The organism is Streptomyces sp. WAC07094, assembly GCF_036320405.1.
Classification (GTDB): domain Bacteria; phylum Actinomycetota; class Actinomycetes; order Streptomycetales; family Streptomycetaceae; genus Streptomyces; species Streptomyces lannensis.
This window is the reverse complement of sequence record NZ_JAVMJZ010000001.1, coordinates 1,724,327-1,741,724: the sequence shown is the minus strand read 5'-3', so window position 1 is coordinate 1,741,724 and position 17,398 is coordinate 1,724,327. Positions and strand designations below refer to the sequence as shown.

Here is a 17,398-nt window from a genome sequence, read left to right as displayed (position 1 = left end):
GGCATGCGCTTCCGCCACCCGGACGGTTCCACGGTCCACCTCGCCTACTGCACCAACGTCCACCCGGCCGAGACGCTCGACGGCGTCCTCCTCCAACTGCGCGACCACTGCGAGGCGGTGCGCCGTCGCCTCGGCAGGGACCGTCTGGGCATCGGCCTGTGGCTCGCCAAGGACGCCGCCCGGGCGCTGGTCACCGATCCGTCCGCGCTGCGCCGACTGCGCACCGAACTCGACCAGCGGGGCCTTGAGGTCGTCACCCTCAACGGATTCCCGTACGAGGGCTTCGGCGCCGAGGAGGTCAAGTACCGGGTCTACAGGCCGGACTGGGCCGACCCCGAACGCCTCGACCACACCACCGCCCTCGCCCGCGTCCTCGCCGGGCTGCTCCCCGACGACGTCAGCGAGGGCAGCATCTCCACGCTGCCCCTGTTCTGGCGCACCGCAGCGGACGAGCGGCGGGCGCAGGCGGCCCGCACCGCCCTGCGCACCCTCGGCGAACGCCTCGACGCCCTGGCGGAGTTGACCGGACGATCCATCCGCATCGGACTGGAGCCGGAACCCGGATGCACCGTCGAGACCACCGCGGACGCCATCGCGCCGCTGACCTCGATCGCGCACGAACGCATCGGCGTCTGTGTCGACACGTGCCACCTCGCCACCTCCTTCGAGGATCCGCACCCGGCCCTCGAGGCGCTGCGGCGGGCCGGTGTCCCGGTGGTCAAGACCCAGCTGTCGGCGGCCCTGCACGCCGAGCACCCCCACCTCCCCGAGGTCCGCGAAGCCCTGGCCGCGTTCGACGAACCGCGTTTCCTGCACCAGACGCGCACCGTGACCGACTCCGGCCTGCACGGCACCGACGACCTCGGTGAAGCGCTGCGGGGCGACGTCCTGCCCGACGGATCGCCCTGGCGCGCCCACTTCCACGTACCGCTGCACGCGGCCCCCGCCGCCCCGCTCACCTCCACACTCCCCGTGCTGAAGGCGGCACTGACCCGGCTCGTCGGGGGCCCGCACCCCCGCACCCGTCACCTCGAGGTCGAGACCTACACCTGGCAGGCCCTCCCGGCCGAGCTGCGCCCCCGGGCGCGCGCCCGGCTCATCGACGGCATCGCCGCCGAACTCATGCTCGCCCGCGACCTGTTGACCGACCTCGGCCTGAAGGAGCTGCCATGAGCACCCACCGGACCGACAAGGACCCCACCCCGCTCCTGGTCCTGGACGTCGTGGGCCTCACCCCCCGCCTCCTCGACCACATGCCGCACCTGAAGGCGCTCGGCAGGTCCGGCTCTCGAGCGCCGCTCGGCACCGTCCTGCCCGCCGTCACCTGCGCCGCCCAGTCCACCTTCCTCACCGGTGCCATGCCCTCCGAGCACGGCATCGTGGGCAACGGCTGGTACTTCCGCGAGCTCGGCGACGTACTCCTGTGGCGACAGCACAACGGTCTCGTCTCCGGCGACAAGTTGTGGGACGCCGCCCGTCGTGTGCACCCCGGCTACACGGTCGCCAACATCTGCTGGTGGTACGCCATGGGCGCGGACACCGACATCACCGTCACCCCCCGCCCGGTCTACTACTCCGACGGCCGCAAGGAACCGGACTGCTACACCAGGCCGCCGGCCCTGCACGACGAACTCACGGACAGACTGGGCACGTTCCCCCTCTTCCACTTCTGGGGTCCCGGTGCCGACCTGGTCTCCAGCCGCTGGATCATCGACGCGACCCGGCACATCCTGCGCACCCGCCGCCCCGACCTCGCCCTGTGCTACCTCCCGCACCTCGACTACGACCTCCAGCGGTTCGGCCCCGACGACCCCCGCTCGTGGCAGGCCGCGGCCGACCTGGACGCAGCAGTGGCCCCGCTCCTGGACGAGGCCCGCGCCGAGGGGCGAACCGTCGTCGCCTTGTCCGAGTACGGCATCACCCCCGTGGACCGGCCGGTCGACATCAACCGCGTCCTGCGCCGGGCCGGACTGCTCGAGGTGCACACGCAGGACGGCATGGAGTACCTCGACCCGATGGCCTCCCGCGCGTTCGCGGTAGCCGACCACCAGATCGCCCATGTCTACGTACGCCGCTCGGAGGATCTGGAGGCGACCCGGGCCGCGCTCGCGGACCTCCCCGGCATCGAGCGGCTCCTCGACGACGAGGGCAAGAAGGCCCATCATCTCGACCACCCACGCTCCGGCGAACTCGTCGCCGTCGCGGAGCCGGACGCCTGGTTCACGTACTACTACTGGCTCGACGACGCCCGCGCCCCCGACTTCGCGCGACTGGTCGAGATCCACCGCAAACCCGGCTACGACCCGGTCGAGCTGTTCATGGATCCGCTCGACCCCTATGTCAAGGTCAAGGCGGCGACCGCCCTGGCCCGCAAGAAGCTCGGCATGCGCTACCGCATGGCGGTCGTGCCCCTCGACCCCGCGCCCATCCGCGGCAGCCACGGCCGCCTTCCCATGAGCGACGACGACGGTCCGCTCATCCTCTGCTCCACCCCCCGCGCCGTCGGTGACCGCGTCGCGGCCACGGACGTGAAGTCACTCCTGCTCGCCCTGGCGGGGCTCGCCCCGTCGCCGCACGAGAGCCCGCGGGCCGCGAGCGCCGACCAACCGGACCACCAGCCCTGAGAGAGGCACCCGTGAAGGACATCCACGAAACAGCCCACGACACCGATGAATCGCTGCGCCGCAGCCTGGGCATCGGCCGCCGCCGCTTTCTGAGCACCTGCACCGCCGTCGCGGCGGGTGCGATCGCCGCCCCGGCCTTCGGTGCGGGGCCCGCGCTGGCCGCGCCGGCGGCACCGGCCGCGAAGGGCGGCAGAGGCCAGTCGCTCGTGCCCGCCGACAAGCGCGGCATCATCCTCTACACGGTGCGGGACGCCACCGGCCGTGACCCGCTCTCCACCACCCTGCCCTCCGGGTTCCGCGAGGTGTTCAAGCAGCTCGCCCGCTTCGGCTACAAGCAAGTCGAGTTCGCCGGCTACGGACAGCACGCCAACGCGCCCGGCGGGGCCAACCTGGAGTCCGTCGAGGGCGCCAGGCTGCTGCGCCGCTGGCTGAACGAGTACGGGCTGCGGGCGCAGGGCAACCACGGCTTCATCCCGAGCTCCTGGCCCCTGACCAAGGAGGACCTGGACACCTTCAAGAAGCACCTCGAGATCGCGAACATCCTCGGCATGGACCACATGGGCACCGGCGGCGACCCCACCGGCAGCTCCTACCGGGCGGACTGGGACGTCGCCGCCGACAAGTGGCACCAGCTGGGCGAGATCGCCCGCAGGGCCGGGCTCAAGCTCTACACCCACAACCACGACGCGGCGTACGGCTTCCTGCTCGACGGCGGGCCGCTCGACGCACAGGGCCGCCCGACCCGCAGCTCCGGCATCCGCAAGCTGGAGTACTTCCTGTCCATCACCGACCCGAAGCTGATCTGGCTGGAGATGGACATCTACTGGGCGCACGTGGCCCAGTACAAGTTCCACACCTACACCGCCCTCGACGGCTCCACGCAGGAGAAGGTCTTCGACCCGGCGGGCCTGGTCACCCGTCACAACAAGCGCTACCCGCTGTTCCACGCGAAGGACGGCGTGGTCAACACCACCAACGGACAGGGCTACGACATGGTCCCGTTCGGCACCGGTGTCATCGACTACACGACGTTCTTCTCGCGGGTCGGTGACCGCAACTACCACAACCCGATGGTTGAGCAGGACAACGCGCCCAGTTCCACCGACCCGGGCCAGTCGCTCGAGCACGCACGGATCGGCTACGACAACATGGCCGCTCTGCGCCGGAAGTAGCGCCGGTTCCGGCGGACCCCGGACGCACCAGGAGGCCCCTCCCCGAACCGGGGGAGGGGCCTCCTCACGTGCGAAACCGTCAGCTCGCGGGCTGCGCCTGCGGGGCCGCGGTCACCTGCCGGTCCCGTCCGGGCTGCCGCAGCAGCAGTGCGATCGCCGCCGCCACCATCGACACACCGCCCGCCAGCGCATAGGCGCCGTTGTAGCCCCAGGCCGCGACCACCATCGAGCCGAGGCCACCGCCGAACAGGCCGCTGATCAGCTTGCCGCTGTAGACCAGACCGTAGTTGGTGGCGTTGAAGTTCTCACCGAAGTAGTCCGGGGTGAGGGCCGCGAACAGCGGATAGAAGGCGCCACCGCCGAAGCCGGAGAGGAAGGCGAAGAACAGGAACAGCGCCTCGCTCTTGACGTCGCCCGCCCAGATCACTCCGAACTGGGCGAGGCCCAGGACGACGATGACCATTACCAGCGTCGATTTGCGGCCCCACTTGTCGGACATCCAGCCGACGACACCGCGTCCGATGCCGTTGATGACCGCCATGACACCCATCGACGAGGCCGCCACCAGCGGTCCGAAGCCCACATCCTTGGCGAAGTCGACCTGGAAGGAGATACCGAAGATGGACACGCCCGCGGTCAGCACGATGGACAGCCACATCAGGGGCAGCATGCCCGTCCTGATGGCCTCCTTCGGCGAGTACTGCTTCACCGCCGGAGGGTTCTTGGACAGGCCGGCCGCGTTCTTCTGGGTGCCGGAGTACGTCAGCGGGTCGATGTCCGAGGGCCACCAGTTCTTCGGCGGGTCCTTGAAGAAGAAGGCGCTCGCGAAGACGACGACCAGGATGTAGAGGCCGATGAGGTCCAGCACCCGGTGGTAGTTCGCCGTGTCGAAGGCGTAGTTGAAGATGAAGATGAAGGGCAGCGATCCGTAGGCGAAGCCGCCGTTGACGAATCCGGTCCGCGCACCGCGCCGTTCGGGGAACCACTTGCCGACCATGTTGATGCAGGTCGCGTAGACGAGTCCGGCGCCGATGCCGCCGATCACACCGAAGCCCAGGATCGCCAGCAGCACATTGCTCAGGTGCGACAGGGCCAGGAAGCCGACGAGGCACATGGCCGAGCCGATGAACATCGCCCTGCGGGCGGTCAGGATGCCCTTCTCGCGCATCCAGCCGGCCGGGAAGGCGATACCGGCCTGGAAGAAGACCCAGACGCTGAGGATCCAGAACGTGTTGCTCTGCGTCCAGCCGTGCGCGTGGGACAGGGTGTCCTCCGCGGAGCCGTACGCGTACTCGAAGACGCTGATGGCCATCATGGCGATCCACGGCAGGTACACCATGATCTTGCGGGAGTGACCGAGGATGTCGCGGTCGGTCTCGCCGATGCGATAGACACGGCCGTGGGTGTCGGTCACTTCACGGTAGGGACGGTTCGCGGCGTCGGATCCGGCCGACGAGCTGTTGGTCGCTATGGGGTCTGCCGTCATGATCAGGCCATCTCCTCGCCGAGCGGCTGCGAATTGGGGACGATGCGCCGGGCGTTGGGCCTGCCCGGGGCCTTGAGGAAGAGCGCCAGAACCGCGGAGGCCAGGCCGATGCAGCCGGCCAGGACGAAGGCGCCGTGGTAGTCCCAGGCACCTACGACGACCGAGCCCATGCCGGAGCCGACGAGGCCCGAGATCAGCTTGGAGCTGTAGACCATGCCGTAGTTGCTGGCGTTGTTGTTCTCACCGAAGTAGTCCGCGGTCATGGCCGCGAAGAGCGGGAAGATCGCTCCGCCGCCGAAGCCGGAGACCATCGAGCAGAACAGGAAGAACGGCATGCTGCCCATCTGGCCGGAGACCAGCACGCCGAACTGTGCGGTGCCGAGCACGATGCACACGATGATCAGCGTGTTGCGGCGCCCGTAGCGGTCCGATATCCAGCCGATGACACCGCGTCCGGTGCCGTTGACGATGGCCTTCAGGGACATCGCCGTTGCCACGATGCCGCCCGCGAAGCCCATGTCCTTGCCGAACGGGACCTGGAAGGCGATGCCGAAGATGTTGATGCCGGCCGTGCACAGCAGGCAGAACCACATCATCCACAGCACCGGGGTCCGTGCGGCCTCCCGCGGCGTGTACTGCTTGATCGCCGGAGGATTCTTCTCCAGGGCCCGGCGGATGCGGGGGTCGTCGGTCGCCTTCAGCGGGTCCACGGTCGCGGGCCACCAGTTCTTCGGCGGGTCCTTGAAGAACCAGCCCGCGGAGGCCACCACGAGGCACAACCCGACACCCACCGTGGCGAGCACCGTCTGGTAGTTGCTCAGGTTCATGTACGACGTGAACAGGAACACGAACGGCACGGAGCCGTAGGCGAATCCGCCGTTGACGAAGCCCGTCTTGCCGCCCTTGCGTTCCGGATACCACTTGCCGACCATGTTCACGCAGGTCGCGTAGACGAGACCGGCTCCGATACCGCTGCACATGCCGAAGCCCAGGTAGGCGACGATCACGTTCGGTGCATAGGCCAGCGAGACGTAGCCCAGCATCGTGCCGACCGCGCCGATCAGCATGGCCGTGCGGGCGGGCAGCTTGCCGCTCTCCCGCAGCTGACCGGCGGGGAAGGCCACGGCCGCCTGGAAGAATATCCAGACGCCCATGAGCCAGAAGATGTGTCCACTGCTCCACAGATGAGCCTCGTGGAGCGTGTCCTCGGCCGATGTGAACGCGTACTCGGCGGAACTGATGCCCATCATGCCCACCCAGGGCAGGATGACCATCCACCTCCGTGGTCGGCCCATGATGTCGATGTCCGACTCGCCGATCCGGTACACACGACCGTTGCGGTCCGCCACCTCCCTGTAGGGGACGGACGCCGAATAATCCGTGGTTGCCATTGTTCAGTACCCCTTGCGTCGAAAGATCTGGCCAGCGCCCCCTGTCCAAATGCCTTTCGTGCGCGCACGGGCCCGGGGCACGGCCGACGCGCACCGTCGGCCGTCCCCGCATCTGTCACGTCATGACCCGCCCCCCAACGCCCGCCCGTCTCCCGCCACGGCGGAAGAGCCCGCGGCCCTCAGCCGCTCCGCGGCACGCGCCCAGCGGTACTTGGCGCCGAGTACGGCCACCGGCTTCTCGGTCGTGTAGGGGTAGGCCACGACCCCTCGCTCGTAGAGGTACTGGCAGGCCTCCTCGACCTCGACGTCACCCGCCAGCGACGCGACCACCGGCTTCTCGACGCCCCGCTCCCGGAACTCGGCCACCACGCGCGCCGTGAGTTCGGCGAACACCATGGGCGGGGTCACGATGGTGTGCCAGTAGCCGAGGACGAGCGCGTGGATGCGCGGGTCCTCCAGGCCCAGCCGGATCGTGGCCTCGTACGTCGACGGCGGCTCGCCACCGGTGATGTCCACCGGGTTGCCTGCGGCGCCGAAGGGCGGGATGAACCTCCTGAAGGAGGCGTCGAGGTCGGGCGGGATCTCCATCAGGGACAGGCCGTTGTCGGTGACCGCGTCGGAGAGCAGGACACCGCTGCCGCCGGCACCGGTGATGATCACGACGTTGTCGCCCTTCGGGGTCGGCAGCACCGGCAACGCGCGCGCGTACTCCAGCATGTCGTTCAGTCCGGGAGCCCTGATGACGCCGGCCTGGCGGAGGATGTCGTCGTACACGGCGTCGTCGCCCGCGAGCGCCCCGGTGTGCGAGCCGGCGGCCCTCGCGCCCGCGGCCGTGCGGCCCGCCTTCAGCACCACGACCGGCTTCCTCGGCACGGTCGCGCGTGCGGCGTCCACGAAGGCGCGCCCGTCCTTGAGGTCCTCCAGGTGCATCGCGATGCACTCGGTGTGCGGGTCCTCGCCGAACCACGTCAGCAGGTCGTCCTCGTCCAGGTCCGACTTGTTGCCGAGCCCCACGATCGCCGACACGCCTGTCCTGGTGGTGCGGGCGAAGCCGAGGATGGCCATCCCGATGCCACCGGACTGCGAGGTCAGCGCCACCCCGCCCTTCACGTCGTAGGGCGTGCAGAACGTGGCGCACAGATCGTTCCAGGTCGAGTAGTAGCCGTAGATGTTCGGCCCGAGCAGCCGGGTGCCGTGCCGTTCGGCGATCGCCACGATCTCGGCCTGCAGTTCGTGCTCGCCGGTCTCCGCGAACCCGGAGGGAATGAGAACGGCATTGGGGATCTTCTTGCGTCCCACCTCTTCCAGCGCGGCGGCCACGCGCTGGGCGGGGATGGTGAAGACCGCCACATCCACCTCACCGGGAACGTCCGTGACACTCTTGTACGCCTTGCGGCCGAGAATGTCATCGGCCTTGGGGTTCACCGGATGGATCTCCCCGGAGAAGCCGCCGTCGATGAGATTGCGCATGACCGAATTGCCGATCTTGCCCGGCTCGTTGGAGGCACCGATCACGGCCACGGAGGACGGCTGCATCAACCGGCGCATGGATGTGAGGATCTCGGCGCGTGTGTAGCGGCGGCGTTGCTTCGCCGGTGCGTCGGAGAGGATCACGCGGATGTCGGCCGCCATCGCGCCTTCGGGGGTGGCGATCACCGGGTTGAGGTCCACCTCGGCGATCTCGGGGAAGTCCGCGACGAGCCGGGAGACCCGGCGGATCTGTTCCGCGATCGCCCACCGGTCCACGGCCGGCAGTCCGCGCACCCCGCGCAGGATCTCCGCCGAGCGGATCGAGTCCAGCATGGACAGCGCCTCGTCGGCGTCGAGCGGAGCGAGCCGGAAGGTGACGTCCCTGAGCACCTCGACGAGCACGCCGCCGAGGCCGAAGGCCACGACCTTGCCGAAGGTGGGGTCGGTCACCGCGCCGACGATGACCTCCTGGCCCTGCGGCAGCAGTTCCTGCACCTGGACGCCCTCGATACGGGCAGCGGCGTCGTAGGCCTTGGCGTTGGCGACGATCTCGTGGAAGGCGGCGCGCACGTCCGCGGCGCCCTCGACACCGACCCTGACCCCACCGGCGTCCGTCTTGTGCAGGATGTCGGGCGAGACGATCTTCATGACGACGGGCCCGCCGAACCGCGCCGCGTGCGCCACCGCCTCCTCGACGTCCGTGGCGAGTTCCTCACCCGGTACGGCGATGCCATAGGCGTCCGCGATCACCTTGCCCTCGGGCGCGGTGAGCGCGGTCCGTCCCTGTGCCCGCACGGTGTCGAGGAGCGATCGCACCCTCGACATCCGGTCCTCGGCCATCACGTCAGATCACTCCGTTCGACTTCAGCAGACGCAACTCCTCGTCCCCCAGGCCGAGTTCGCCGATATAGATCTCTTCGTTGTGCTCGCCGAGCAGGGGCGAACCGGTCACTTCGACAGGGGAGTCGGAGAGCTTCAGCGGGCTGCCCACGGTCTTGAACTCGCCCCGCTCCGGGTGCGGCACGGTGACGACCATCTCGTTGGCGACCAGCGAGGCGTCCTCGATGATCTCCTTGGTCGACAGGATGGGCCCGCACGGGATGTTGTGGGTGTTGAGCCGCTCCAGCACCTTCCACTTGGGCAGCGTCGAGGACCACTCCTCGATCAGCTGGAACATCTTGCCGAGCTTGGGGAGCCGCGCCTCCGGCGTCGCCCACTCGGGGTCGTCCGCCAGTTCGGGGCGGCCGATGAGCCGGCTGAGCGGCTGCCAGCCGACGGGCTGGACGATGACGTACACGTAGTCGTTCGGCCCGCCCGGCGCGCACTTGACCGCCCAGCCGGGCTGACCGCCCCCGGACGCGTTGCCAGAGCGCGGCACCTCGTCGCCGAAGTCCTCGTTGGGATACTCGGCGAGCGGTCCGTGCGCCAGGCGCTGCTGATCCCGCAGTTTGACCCGGCACAGATTCAGCACGGCGTGCTGCATGGCCACGTTGACCCGCTGCCCACGCCCGGTGTGCTCCCGCTGGAGCAGAGCGGCGAGAATCCCCGCCACGGCGTGCACGCCCGTACCGGAGTCCCCGATCTGGGCCCCTGTCGCGAGCGGTGGCCCGTCCTCGAACCCCGTGGTGGCCATCGAGCCGCCCATGGCCTGTGCGACGACCTCATAGGCCTTGAAGTTGGTGTACGGGCCCTCGCCGAACCCCTTGATGGAGGCGTAGACGATGCGCGGGTTGATCTCCCGGATGCGGTCCCAGGAGAAGCCCATGCGGTCGACCGCTCCCGGTCCGAAGTTCTCGACCATGACGTCGGAGCGCCGGATCAGCTCGGTGAGGAGCTGCTTGCCGCGCTCGGTCTTGGTGTTGAGGGTGATGCTCCGCTTGTTGCAGTTGAGCATCGTGAAGTACAGGGAGTCGACGTCCGGCAGGTCGCGCAGCTGCTTGCGGGTGATGTCACCCGTGGGCGCCTCCAGCTTGACGACGTCGGCGCCGAGCCAGGCGAGCAACTGGGTTGCGGAGGGCCCGGACTGAACGTGGGTCATGTCCAGGACACGGATGCCTTCGAGAGCCTTTGTCATGTCAAGCGCTCCTCACTTGTCCACGGTCTGGTTCGGGATTCCGGGGGCGTACGCGTGCGGGTCGATCCGTACGTCGAGCAACGAGGGCTTCCCGGACGCGCGGGCGCGCCGCAGGGCGGGGCCGATGTCGGCCGGGTCGCGGACCGCTTCGCCGTAGCCGCCCAGCATCCGCGCGAAGGTGTCGTAGGGGAGGCCGGTGAGCGGGGCGCCTGCCTCGGTGGGCTCCCCGTCGCGTCCGGCGCGTTCGGTCCGAGGGGGCGGGTACGCCGCGGAGTTGTCGGCGACGATGCCTATGAAGGGGAGATCGAGGCGGACGAGGGTCTCGAAGTCCCAGCCGGTGACGGACAGGGCTCCGTCGCCCAAGAGGGCGACGACCTCCTTGTCGGGCCGGGCCCGCTTGGCTGCGAGGACGAAGGGGATGCCCACGCCTGGCGTGCCCGACGGGCCTGGATCCAGCCAGTGGCCGGGTGACCGTGGCTGCACGATCTGCTCGGAGCAGAGGGCGATGCCCCCGCCGTCGGTGATGCAGAGGGAGTCCTCGGTGAGGAAGCCGTCGATCTCGTGCAGCAGCCGGTACGGGTGGATGGGCCGGGCGTCCGACCGCAACTGCGGCAACCGCCTCTCGTACGCGGTTCGTTCCGCGGTGCGCAGTTCGTCGAGCCATTCCTTGCGCCGGTACGCCCCGTCGCCGCTACGCCCCGAGGCGGCCTGTGCCACGGACGCAAGGACCTCTCCCGCGTCCCCGACGATCGCGGGGCCGAGGTCCTGGTGCGCGCCGACGATCCGGGGGGCGTGGTCGATCCGCACGACGGTCGCCTGCGTGGCCGGTCGCCCTCCTCGTCCCCGCGGGACGTCGAAGGGTGCGTCCCCCACGACGACGATGACGTCGGCGTTGGCGAGGGCGTAGAGCCGCGACAGCCGGAAGTGGTGCGGATCGCCCGGCGGCAGGGTGCCGCGGGCCGCGCCGTCCGTGTAGGCGGGGATGTTCAGCGAGCGGACGAGCGTGACCGCGGCATCGGTGGCCCGTGTCGTCCACACCTGACGGCCCAGCAGGATCGCCGGCCTTTCGGCGTGCACGAACAGGTCGGCGAGCCGCCGGACGGCCCCGGGGTCGGCGGCCGGGCGCGTCGGGGCGCGGTGGAGCTCGTCCTGCGGGACGTGCGGCGCCGCCGACGGCGCCCCGGCGTCGAGGACATGGAGCGGTATCTCCAGGTAGGAGGGTCCGGGCTCGCCGTGGTGACACGCGCGCAGCGCCGACGACACCTCCTGCGCCGCATGCGCCGTGTCCACCACGCTCGCCGCGTACTTGGTGAAGGACGCCGGCATGCCGATGCGCGCCAGATCCTGCCGTGTTCCCCCGCCGTCCCCGGTCAGTGCGCCCTGGACGCCGATCAGCAGCAGCGGTGACTGTGCACGCGAGGCGGTGGCCACACCGGGGAGTGCGGCGGTCGTACCGGGTCCCGCGGTGACGGCGGCACAACCGGGGGTGCCGGTGATGCGCGCATGTGCGTCCGCCGCGTGGGTCGCGGCCTGCTCGTTGTGCAGCTGCACGACCTCGATGCCCTCGTCCACGCAGCCTTCGTGGAGGCCGCCGATGCGGCTGCCGCGTGAGGTGTGGACGACCTCGACACCCTGCGCCCCGAGCGCCCTGGCGATCACGCGCCCACCGGGGACGAGCTGCCGGTCGATGCCTTCGGACATGGCGAAGCCCTCTCCCTTCGTAGGGTCGGAACGAGCGGGACGGTACATTGCATACAGTCGACGAATACTGTATGAAGCTTGTTATCCCGCATCCGATGGGCGGTGTCCAGGGGGCGTGCGGCACTTTTCAGTCATCGTCAGTTCCGGACTCGCGATGACGTCGCGAAGACTTCGCAGACAGGAGCCGAAATGGACCTGTACGAACATCAGGCAAGGGCCCTCTTCCAGGAGTACGGCATCGTGGTGCCGAGGGCCGAGGTCACGGACTCGCCCAAGGAGGCACGCGAGATCGCCCGCAGGCTGGGCGGCAGGGTCGTGGTCAAGGCGCAGGTGAAGACGGGCGGCCGTGGCAAGGCGGGTGGTGTCAGGCTCGCCGCCGACCCGGCCGACGCCGAGCTCACCGCGCGCCGGATCCTCGGCATGGACATCAAGGGGCACACCGTCGGCACGGTGATGGTGGCCGAACCGGTCGACATCGAGCGCGAGTTCTACGTGAGTTATGTCCTCGACCGGGCCGCGGGGCGTTTCCTGGCGATCGCGTCGGCGGAGGGCGGCACGGAGATCGAGGAGGTCGCCGCCGTCCGGCCCGAGGCGGTGGCGCGTGTGCCCATCGACCCGGCCGAGGGCGTCACCTCGTCCAAGGCCGGCGAGATCGCCGAAGCGGCGGGTCTGCCGCCGCAGACCGTGGACGTGCTCGTACGGCTCTGGGAGGTACTCGTCCGCGAGGACGCCGTGCTCGTCGAGGTCAATCCGCTGGTGCGTACCGAACAGGGACACATCCTCGCGCTCGACGGCAAGGTCACGCTCGACGACAACGCCCGGTTCCGGCAGGCGCGATGGGGCGCACAGGACGCGGAGCACGACGACCCGCTGGAGGCGGAGGCCGCCGCCAAGGGCCTCAACTACGTCCGGCTGGACGGCGAGGTGGGCATCATCGGCAACGGGGCGGGCCTCGTCATGTCGACGCTCGACGTGGTCGCGGGCTGCGGCGCGCGTCCCGCGAACTTCCTCGACATCGGTGGCGGCGCCTCCGCCCAGATCATGGCCGACGGGTTGTCCGTCATCCTCTCCGACCCGTCCGTGAAGTCGGTCTTCGTGAACGTCTTCGGAGGCATCACCGCCTGCGACGCGGTGGCCGACGGCATCGTGCAGGCGCTGGACGCGGTGCAGCTGACCAAGCCGCTGGTCGTCCGCCTCGACGGTAACAACGCCCCCCGGGGCCGGGCGCTGCTCGAGGAGCGCGCGCATCCCTACGTCCAGCAGATCAGCACCATGGACGGCGCCGCGCGCCGGGCCGCCGAACTCGCCGCAGCCGACTGAAGGAGCCCGCCATGGCCATCTACCTCACCAAGGAGAGCAAGGTCCTCGTCCAGGGCATGACCGGCGGCGAGGGCATGAAGCACACCCGCCGCATGCTCGCGGCAGGCACGGAGGTCGTCGGTGGAGTCAACCCGCGCAAGGCGGGCAGGACCGTGGACTTCGACGTCCCCGAGCGTCTGAACGGCCTCGCGGGTGCTCCCAGTACGGTCCCCGTGTTCGGCTCGGTGCGCGAGGGCATGGAGGCGACCGGCGCGGACGTGACCGTCGTCTTCGTACCACCCGCCTTCGCCAAGGCCGCGGTCATGGAGGCCGCCGACGCCGGCATCGGCCTCGCCGTGGTCATCACGGAGGGCATCCCGGTCCACGACTCGGTCGCCTTCACCGCGTACGCCGCGTCGAAGGGCACCCGGATCATCGGCCCCAACTGCCCCGGCCTGATCACCCCCGGTCAGTCCAATGCCGGCATCATCCCGGCGGACATCACCGAGCCCGGCCGCATCGGCCTGGTGTCGAAGTCCGGCACGCTGACGTACCAGCTGATGTACGAACTGCGCGACATCGGCTTCTCCACCTGTGTCGGCATCGGCGGTGACCCCGTCGTCGGCACCACCCACATCGACTGCCTCGCCGCCTTCGAGGCGGACCCCGACACCGATCTGATCGTGATGATCGGCGAGATCGGCGGCGACGCCGAGGAACGGGCCGCCGCGTACATCCGCGACCACGTCACCAAGCCCGTGGTCGGCTACATCGCGGGGTTCACCGCACCCGAGGGCAAGACGATGGGGCATGCCGGAGCCATCGTCTCCGGCTCCTCGGGCACCGCGCAGGCGAAGAAGGAAGCGCTGGAAGGGGTAGGGGTGAAAGTGGGCGGTACCCCGACCGAGACGGCGCACCTGGTACTCGCACTGCTGGAAGAGGGACGTGACGTCACTCATAGTTGACGTGAGGTGACTTACAGGTGTTCCGGCACCTGACTAGCGTCCAGGTACGACGTTCGCGTACGGGCATGTGTGATCACTGTTGATCATGTGCGCGGACGAGCCATGCATCCCCCGCCCCCGACTGTGCACCGAGAGCGGAGCAACCCGATGGCACCCACCCTCACCCTCAAGCCCGGTTCGTCCTGGGCCGACGCCTGGCAGCGCTGCCTCGCCGTCGCCCCCGAGGCCTTCCGGGACGATCGCGTCCTCAATCTCTGGGACTCCTCCTGGCAGGCGGACGGCCGGGCCCTGCCCGGCACCAGTCCCGTCGACGGCAGCCCCATCGCGGGTCCGCCCCGTCTGGACCGGGCGACCGCGCGCCGGGCCGTGCAGTCCGCGCTCGACCAGCACCGCGCCTGGCGCCATGTGCCACCAGCCGAGCGCCGGGCCCGTGTCGCCGCGACCCTCGACGCGCTCACCGAGCACCGCGAGCTGCTCGCCCTTCTCCTCGTCTGGGAGATCGGCAAGCCCTGGCGGCTGGCCCAGGCCGACGTGGACCGGGCCATCGACGGCGTGCGCTGGTACGTCGACGGAATCGAACCGATGATCGGCGACCGAGTCCCGCTGGACGGCCCGGTCTCGAACATCGCGAGCTGGAACTACCCGATGAGCGTCCTGGTCCACGCGATGCTGGTCCAGGCCCTGGCAGGCAACGCGGTCATCGCCAAGACCCCGACCGACGGCGGTGTCGCCTGCCTGACCCTGGCCTGCGCGCTGGCCGCACGCGAGGGCATCCCCGTCACCCTCGTCAGCGGCAGCGGCGGCGAGCTGTCCGAGGCGCTGGTGCGGGCGCCGGAGATCGGCTGCGTGTCCTTCGTCGGCGGCCGCGACACGGGCGCCGCGGTGGCCACGGCTGTCGCCGACCTCGGCAAGCGGCACATCCTCGAACAAGAGGGCCTCAACACCTGGGGCATCTGGAACCACTCGGACTGGGAGTCGCTCACGGCGGTCATCCCCAAACTCTTCGACTACGGCAAGCAGCGCTGCACGGCGTATCCCCGCTTCGTCGTCCAGCGCGAGCTGTTCGACGAGTTCCTCGCGGCCTACCTGCCGGCCGTCCGCACCCTCAGGGTGGGCCACCCGCTGGCGGTGGAGCAGCGGGACGACGCCTTCCCCGGCCTCGACTTCGGCCCGTTGATCAATGCGGCCAAGGCCAAGGAGCTCAACGACCAGGTGGCGGAGGCGATCGACCGCGGCGCGGTTCCCCTGCACCGGGGGCGGCCCGAGGACGCGCGCTTCCTGCCGGGCCAGGACACCTCGGCCTACGTCCACCCGGTCACTCTGCTGAACCCGCCCCCGTCCTCCCCTCTGCACCACGCGGAGCCGTTCGGCCCGGTCGACACGATCGTCCTGGTCGACACGGAGGCGGAACTGCTGGCGGCGATGAACGCCTCGAACGGCGCTCTGGTCGCCACGCTCTCCACGGACGACCGTGAGACGTTCGACCGCCTGGCCCCGCAGATCCGCGCCTTCAAGGTCGGCCACGGCAAGCCCCGCTCGCGTGGTGACCGCGACGAGCTCTTCGGCGGCTTCGGCGCCTCCTGGCGCGGCGCGTTCGTCGGCGGTGAACTGCTGGTGCGCGCGGTGACGCAGGGGCCGGCGGGGGAGAAGCTGCCCGGGAACTTCCCGGAGTACCAGCTCATGCCGTGAGCCCGGGCCGGGCGGCATTCGCTTCTTGTGTCCGCCGCCCGGCGATGATCTCGTCGGCCAGCCATCGGGCCACACCCACCGGGTAGGGCCGCGGCAGGTTCAGGACGATGTGATTCATCCCGGCCGCGACGAGCGCGTCGACAGTGGCGCGTGTCGCGGCCGGGTCGTCGTACGAGACGAGGACCTGCACCGAGCGCGTGATCTCGCGCGGGTCCCGTCCGAGGTCGGCGCAGTGGGCGTCCAGCACCCGCCCGCGCTCGGCGATGAACTCGAGGCCGTTGTGCGGCGGGCCGGGTACGTTCCAGATGTCGGCGTGCTCGGCGACCACCCGCAGCAGACGGGTGCCCCAGCCGCCGATCAGCAGTGGCGGCCCGGGACGCTGCACGGGCTTGGGCTCGCATCGGGTGCCCTTCAGCCGGTAGTGGCGCCCGGAGAAGTCGAAGACGTCCTCGGTCCACATCCGCCTCAGGATCCGCACGGTCTCGTCGAGCCGGGCGACTCCCTCGGCCGGCGGGACCAGGGCGAGCCCGTACGCCTCGTACTCGGCGACCGCCGGGTTGTCGCCGGGGATTCCCCCCGCTCCCGCGGGCTGGTGCGTGCCGCCTGCGCCGACGCCCAGCACCAGCCGCCCGTTGGAGATCACGTCCACGGTCGAGGCCATCTTGCCGAGCACCGCGGGTGGGCGGATCCGATTGCTCGTGACCAGCACACCGAGCCGTAGCCGCTCGGTCTGCGCGGCGAGGGCGGCGAGCAAGGTCCAGCTCTCGTGCGCCTGTCCGTCCTTCGGTCCGATGAGCGGGAGCAGATGGTCCCAGAGCCAGGCGTCCTCGATCTCGGGAACGGCGTCGGCCTCCCGCCAGACGCGGCGGATGTCGTCGTAGGAGACATGCATGGGCGCGGTCTTGATGCCGAAACACACAGTCGTCATGACCGTCAGCCTAGCCAATCATCAGGAGTACTGACCATCAGGAATGGATACAGTTCTGGTCATGGCTGATGAGCGCACCCCCACACCCCTGGAGTCACGGCTCGGCTATCTGCTCAAGCACGCCCAGCTGCGGCTGACCCGCGCCTCGGCCGAGGCGCTCGCCCCCTTCGGGATCGACGGCCATGAGCTGGCGGTCCTGGTGGTCCTCGCCGGCGCGGAGCCGCTCTCCCAGATCGAGGTCGCCGCGCGCCTCGGCGTGGACCGCACCACCATGGTCGTGCTGATCGACACCTTGGAGGAGCGCGGTCTGGTGCGGCGCAGACGCAGCGAGCACGACCGACGCAAGAACATCATCGAGCTGACCGAGGAGGGCGCGGAGTGCCTGCGCCGGGGGGAGGAGGCCCGCCGGACGGTGGAGCGGCACTTCCTCGCTCCACTGGACGAAAAGACGGCCGCCACCCTCGTTCACGCCCTGCGGCTGCTGGTGGCGGAGGGTGCCGACGACTGACCCGGCAGCGCGGAAACGCAGGTGAAGGGCGCTCCGAAACCTTGGTATTGTTGTCCGTGTCGCCGAGGGGAAGACCCCTGGCAAGGCGACA

General features: G+C 69.8%; 13 protein-coding genes. 7 read left to right on the top strand and 6 right to left on the bottom strand.

Annotated features, from left to right (window positions below):
- Positions 1–3: 3 nt before the first annotated feature.
- Genes eboE through RCR19_RS07575 form a run of 3 tightly spaced genes read left to right on the top strand, consistent with a single transcriptional unit; the run spans position 4 to position 3,796 of the window.
- Positions 4–1,173, top strand: a complete 1,170-nt coding sequence (gene eboE, locus RCR19_RS07585) for a metabolite traffic protein EboE (protein WP_331264423.1) — start codon at positions 4–6, stop codon at positions 1,171–1,173.
- Entirely contained in the window at positions 1,170–2,624 is a 1,455-nt protein-coding gene (locus RCR19_RS07580) for a nucleotide pyrophosphatase/phosphodiesterase family protein (RefSeq protein WP_331264422.1), read from the top strand. The genes eboE and RCR19_RS07580 overlap by 4 nt, the downstream gene beginning before the upstream one ends.
- 11 nt (positions 2,625–2,635) lie before the next feature.
- Positions 2,636–3,796, top strand: coding sequence for a sugar phosphate isomerase/epimerase family protein (locus RCR19_RS07575; RefSeq protein WP_331264421.1), 1,161 nt, complete (start codon positions 2,636–2,638; stop codon positions 3,794–3,796).
- Between the two features lie 79 nt (positions 3,797–3,875).
- On the opposite strand, the gene RCR19_RS07570 is transcribed toward RCR19_RS07575, so the two are convergent.
- The 5 genes from RCR19_RS07570 to RCR19_RS07550 form a co-directional block, all read right to left on the bottom strand.
- Positions 3,876–5,282: an OFA family MFS transporter gene (locus tag RCR19_RS07570; protein WP_331264420.1), complete on the bottom strand. Its 1,407-nt coding sequence runs from the start codon at positions 5,280–5,282 to the stop codon at positions 3,876–3,878.
- Between the two features lie 2 nt (positions 5,283–5,284).
- The gene (locus RCR19_RS07565) at positions 5,285–6,673 is read right to left on the bottom strand and encodes an OFA family MFS transporter (protein WP_331264419.1); all 1,389 of its coding nucleotides are present in this window, start codon (positions 6,671–6,673) and stop codon (positions 5,285–5,287) included.
- 120 nt (positions 6,674–6,793) lie between these two features.
- Positions 6,794–8,983 (bottom strand): acetate--CoA ligase family protein, encoded by a 2,190-nt coding sequence (locus tag RCR19_RS07560; protein ID WP_331264418.1) that lies wholly within the window; start codon positions 8,981–8,983, stop codon positions 6,794–6,796.
- A gap of 4 nt (positions 8,984–8,987) precedes the next feature.
- On the bottom strand, positions 8,988–10,217 hold the full coding sequence (gene frc, locus RCR19_RS07555) for a formyl-CoA transferase (protein WP_331264417.1): 1,230 nt from the start codon (positions 10,215–10,217) through the stop codon (positions 8,988–8,990).
- A gap of 12 nt (positions 10,218–10,229) precedes the next feature.
- Entirely contained in the window at positions 10,230–11,918 is a 1,689-nt protein-coding gene (locus RCR19_RS07550; protein ID WP_331264416.1) for a thiamine pyrophosphate-binding protein, read from the bottom strand.
- Positions 11,919–12,107: 189 nt separating this feature from the next.
- Here RCR19_RS07550 and sucC point away from each other — a divergent pair, with 189 nt between their 5' ends.
- The 3 genes from sucC to RCR19_RS07535 all read left to right on the top strand — a co-directional run bounded on the left by sucC (position 12,108) and on the right by RCR19_RS07535 (position 15,871).
- The gene (gene sucC / locus RCR19_RS07545; protein WP_331264415.1) at positions 12,108–13,238 is read left to right on the top strand and encodes an ADP-forming succinate--CoA ligase subunit beta; all 1,131 of its coding nucleotides are present in this window, start codon (positions 12,108–12,110) and stop codon (positions 13,236–13,238) included.
- An 11-nt stretch (positions 13,239–13,249) separates the two neighbouring features.
- Positions 13,250–14,182, top strand: coding sequence for a succinate--CoA ligase subunit alpha (gene sucD, locus RCR19_RS07540; RefSeq protein ID WP_331264414.1), 933 nt, complete (start codon positions 13,250–13,252; stop codon positions 14,180–14,182).
- 147 nt (positions 14,183–14,329) lie between these two features.
- The gene (locus RCR19_RS07535; protein WP_331264413.1) at positions 14,330–15,871 is read left to right on the top strand and encodes an aldehyde dehydrogenase family protein; all 1,542 of its coding nucleotides are present in this window, start codon (positions 14,330–14,332) and stop codon (positions 15,869–15,871) included.
- On the opposite strand, the gene RCR19_RS07530 is transcribed toward RCR19_RS07535, so the two are convergent.
- Complete coding sequence (locus RCR19_RS07530) at positions 15,861–16,799, bottom strand: LLM class flavin-dependent oxidoreductase (protein WP_331264412.1); 939 nt, start codon at positions 16,797–16,799, stop codon at positions 15,861–15,863. The genes RCR19_RS07535 and RCR19_RS07530 overlap by 11 nt on opposite strands.
- Before the next feature lie 61 nt (positions 16,800–16,860).
- Between RCR19_RS07530 and RCR19_RS07525 the strand changes: the two genes are divergently transcribed.
- A complete protein-coding gene (locus RCR19_RS07525) occupies positions 16,861–17,307 on the top strand; it encodes a MarR family transcriptional regulator (RefSeq protein WP_331264411.1) in 447 nt (148 codons plus the stop codon).
- The last annotated feature ends 91 nt before the right edge of the window (positions 17,308–17,398 follow it).

Excerpts from the sequence above, each read along its gene's own strand:
- RCR19_RS07550 (WP_331264416.1), bottom strand. The coding sequence starts at position 11,918 with ATGTCCGAAGGCATCGACCGGCAGCTCGTCCCCGGTGGGCGCGTGATC.
- frc (WP_331264417.1), bottom strand. The coding sequence starts at position 10,217 with ATGACAAAGGCTCTCGAAGGCATCCGTGTCCTGGACATGACCCACGTT.
- RCR19_RS07535 (WP_331264413.1), top strand. The coding sequence starts at position 14,330 with ATGGCACCCACCCTCACCCTCAAGCCCGGTTCGTCCTGGGCCGACGCC.
- RCR19_RS07580 (WP_331264422.1), top strand. The coding sequence starts at position 1,170 with ATGAGCACCCACCGGACCGACAAGGACCCCACCCCGCTCCTGGTCCTG.
- eboE (WP_331264423.1), top strand. The coding sequence starts at position 4 with ATGCGCTTCCGCCACCCGGACGGTTCCACGGTCCACCTCGCCTACTGC.
- RCR19_RS07565 (WP_331264419.1), bottom strand. The coding sequence starts at position 6,673 with ATGGCAACCACGGATTATTCGGCGTCCGTCCCCTACAGGGAGGTGGCG.
- RCR19_RS07525 (WP_331264411.1), top strand. The coding sequence starts at position 16,861 with ATGGCTGATGAGCGCACCCCCACACCCCTGGAGTCACGGCTCGGCTAT.
- RCR19_RS07570 (WP_331264420.1), bottom strand. The coding sequence starts at position 5,282 with ATGACGGCAGACCCCATAGCGACCAACAGCTCGTCGGCCGGATCCGAC.
- RCR19_RS07560 (WP_331264418.1), bottom strand. The coding sequence starts at position 8,983 with ATGGCCGAGGACCGGATGTCGAGGGTGCGATCGCTCCTCGACACCGTG.
- RCR19_RS07530 (WP_331264412.1), bottom strand. The coding sequence starts at position 16,799 with ATGACGACTGTGTGTTTCGGCATCAAGACCGCGCCCATGCATGTCTCC.
- sucD (WP_331264414.1), top strand. The coding sequence starts at position 13,250 with ATGGCCATCTACCTCACCAAGGAGAGCAAGGTCCTCGTCCAGGGCATG.
- sucC (WP_331264415.1), top strand. The coding sequence starts at position 12,108 with ATGGACCTGTACGAACATCAGGCAAGGGCCCTCTTCCAGGAGTACGGC.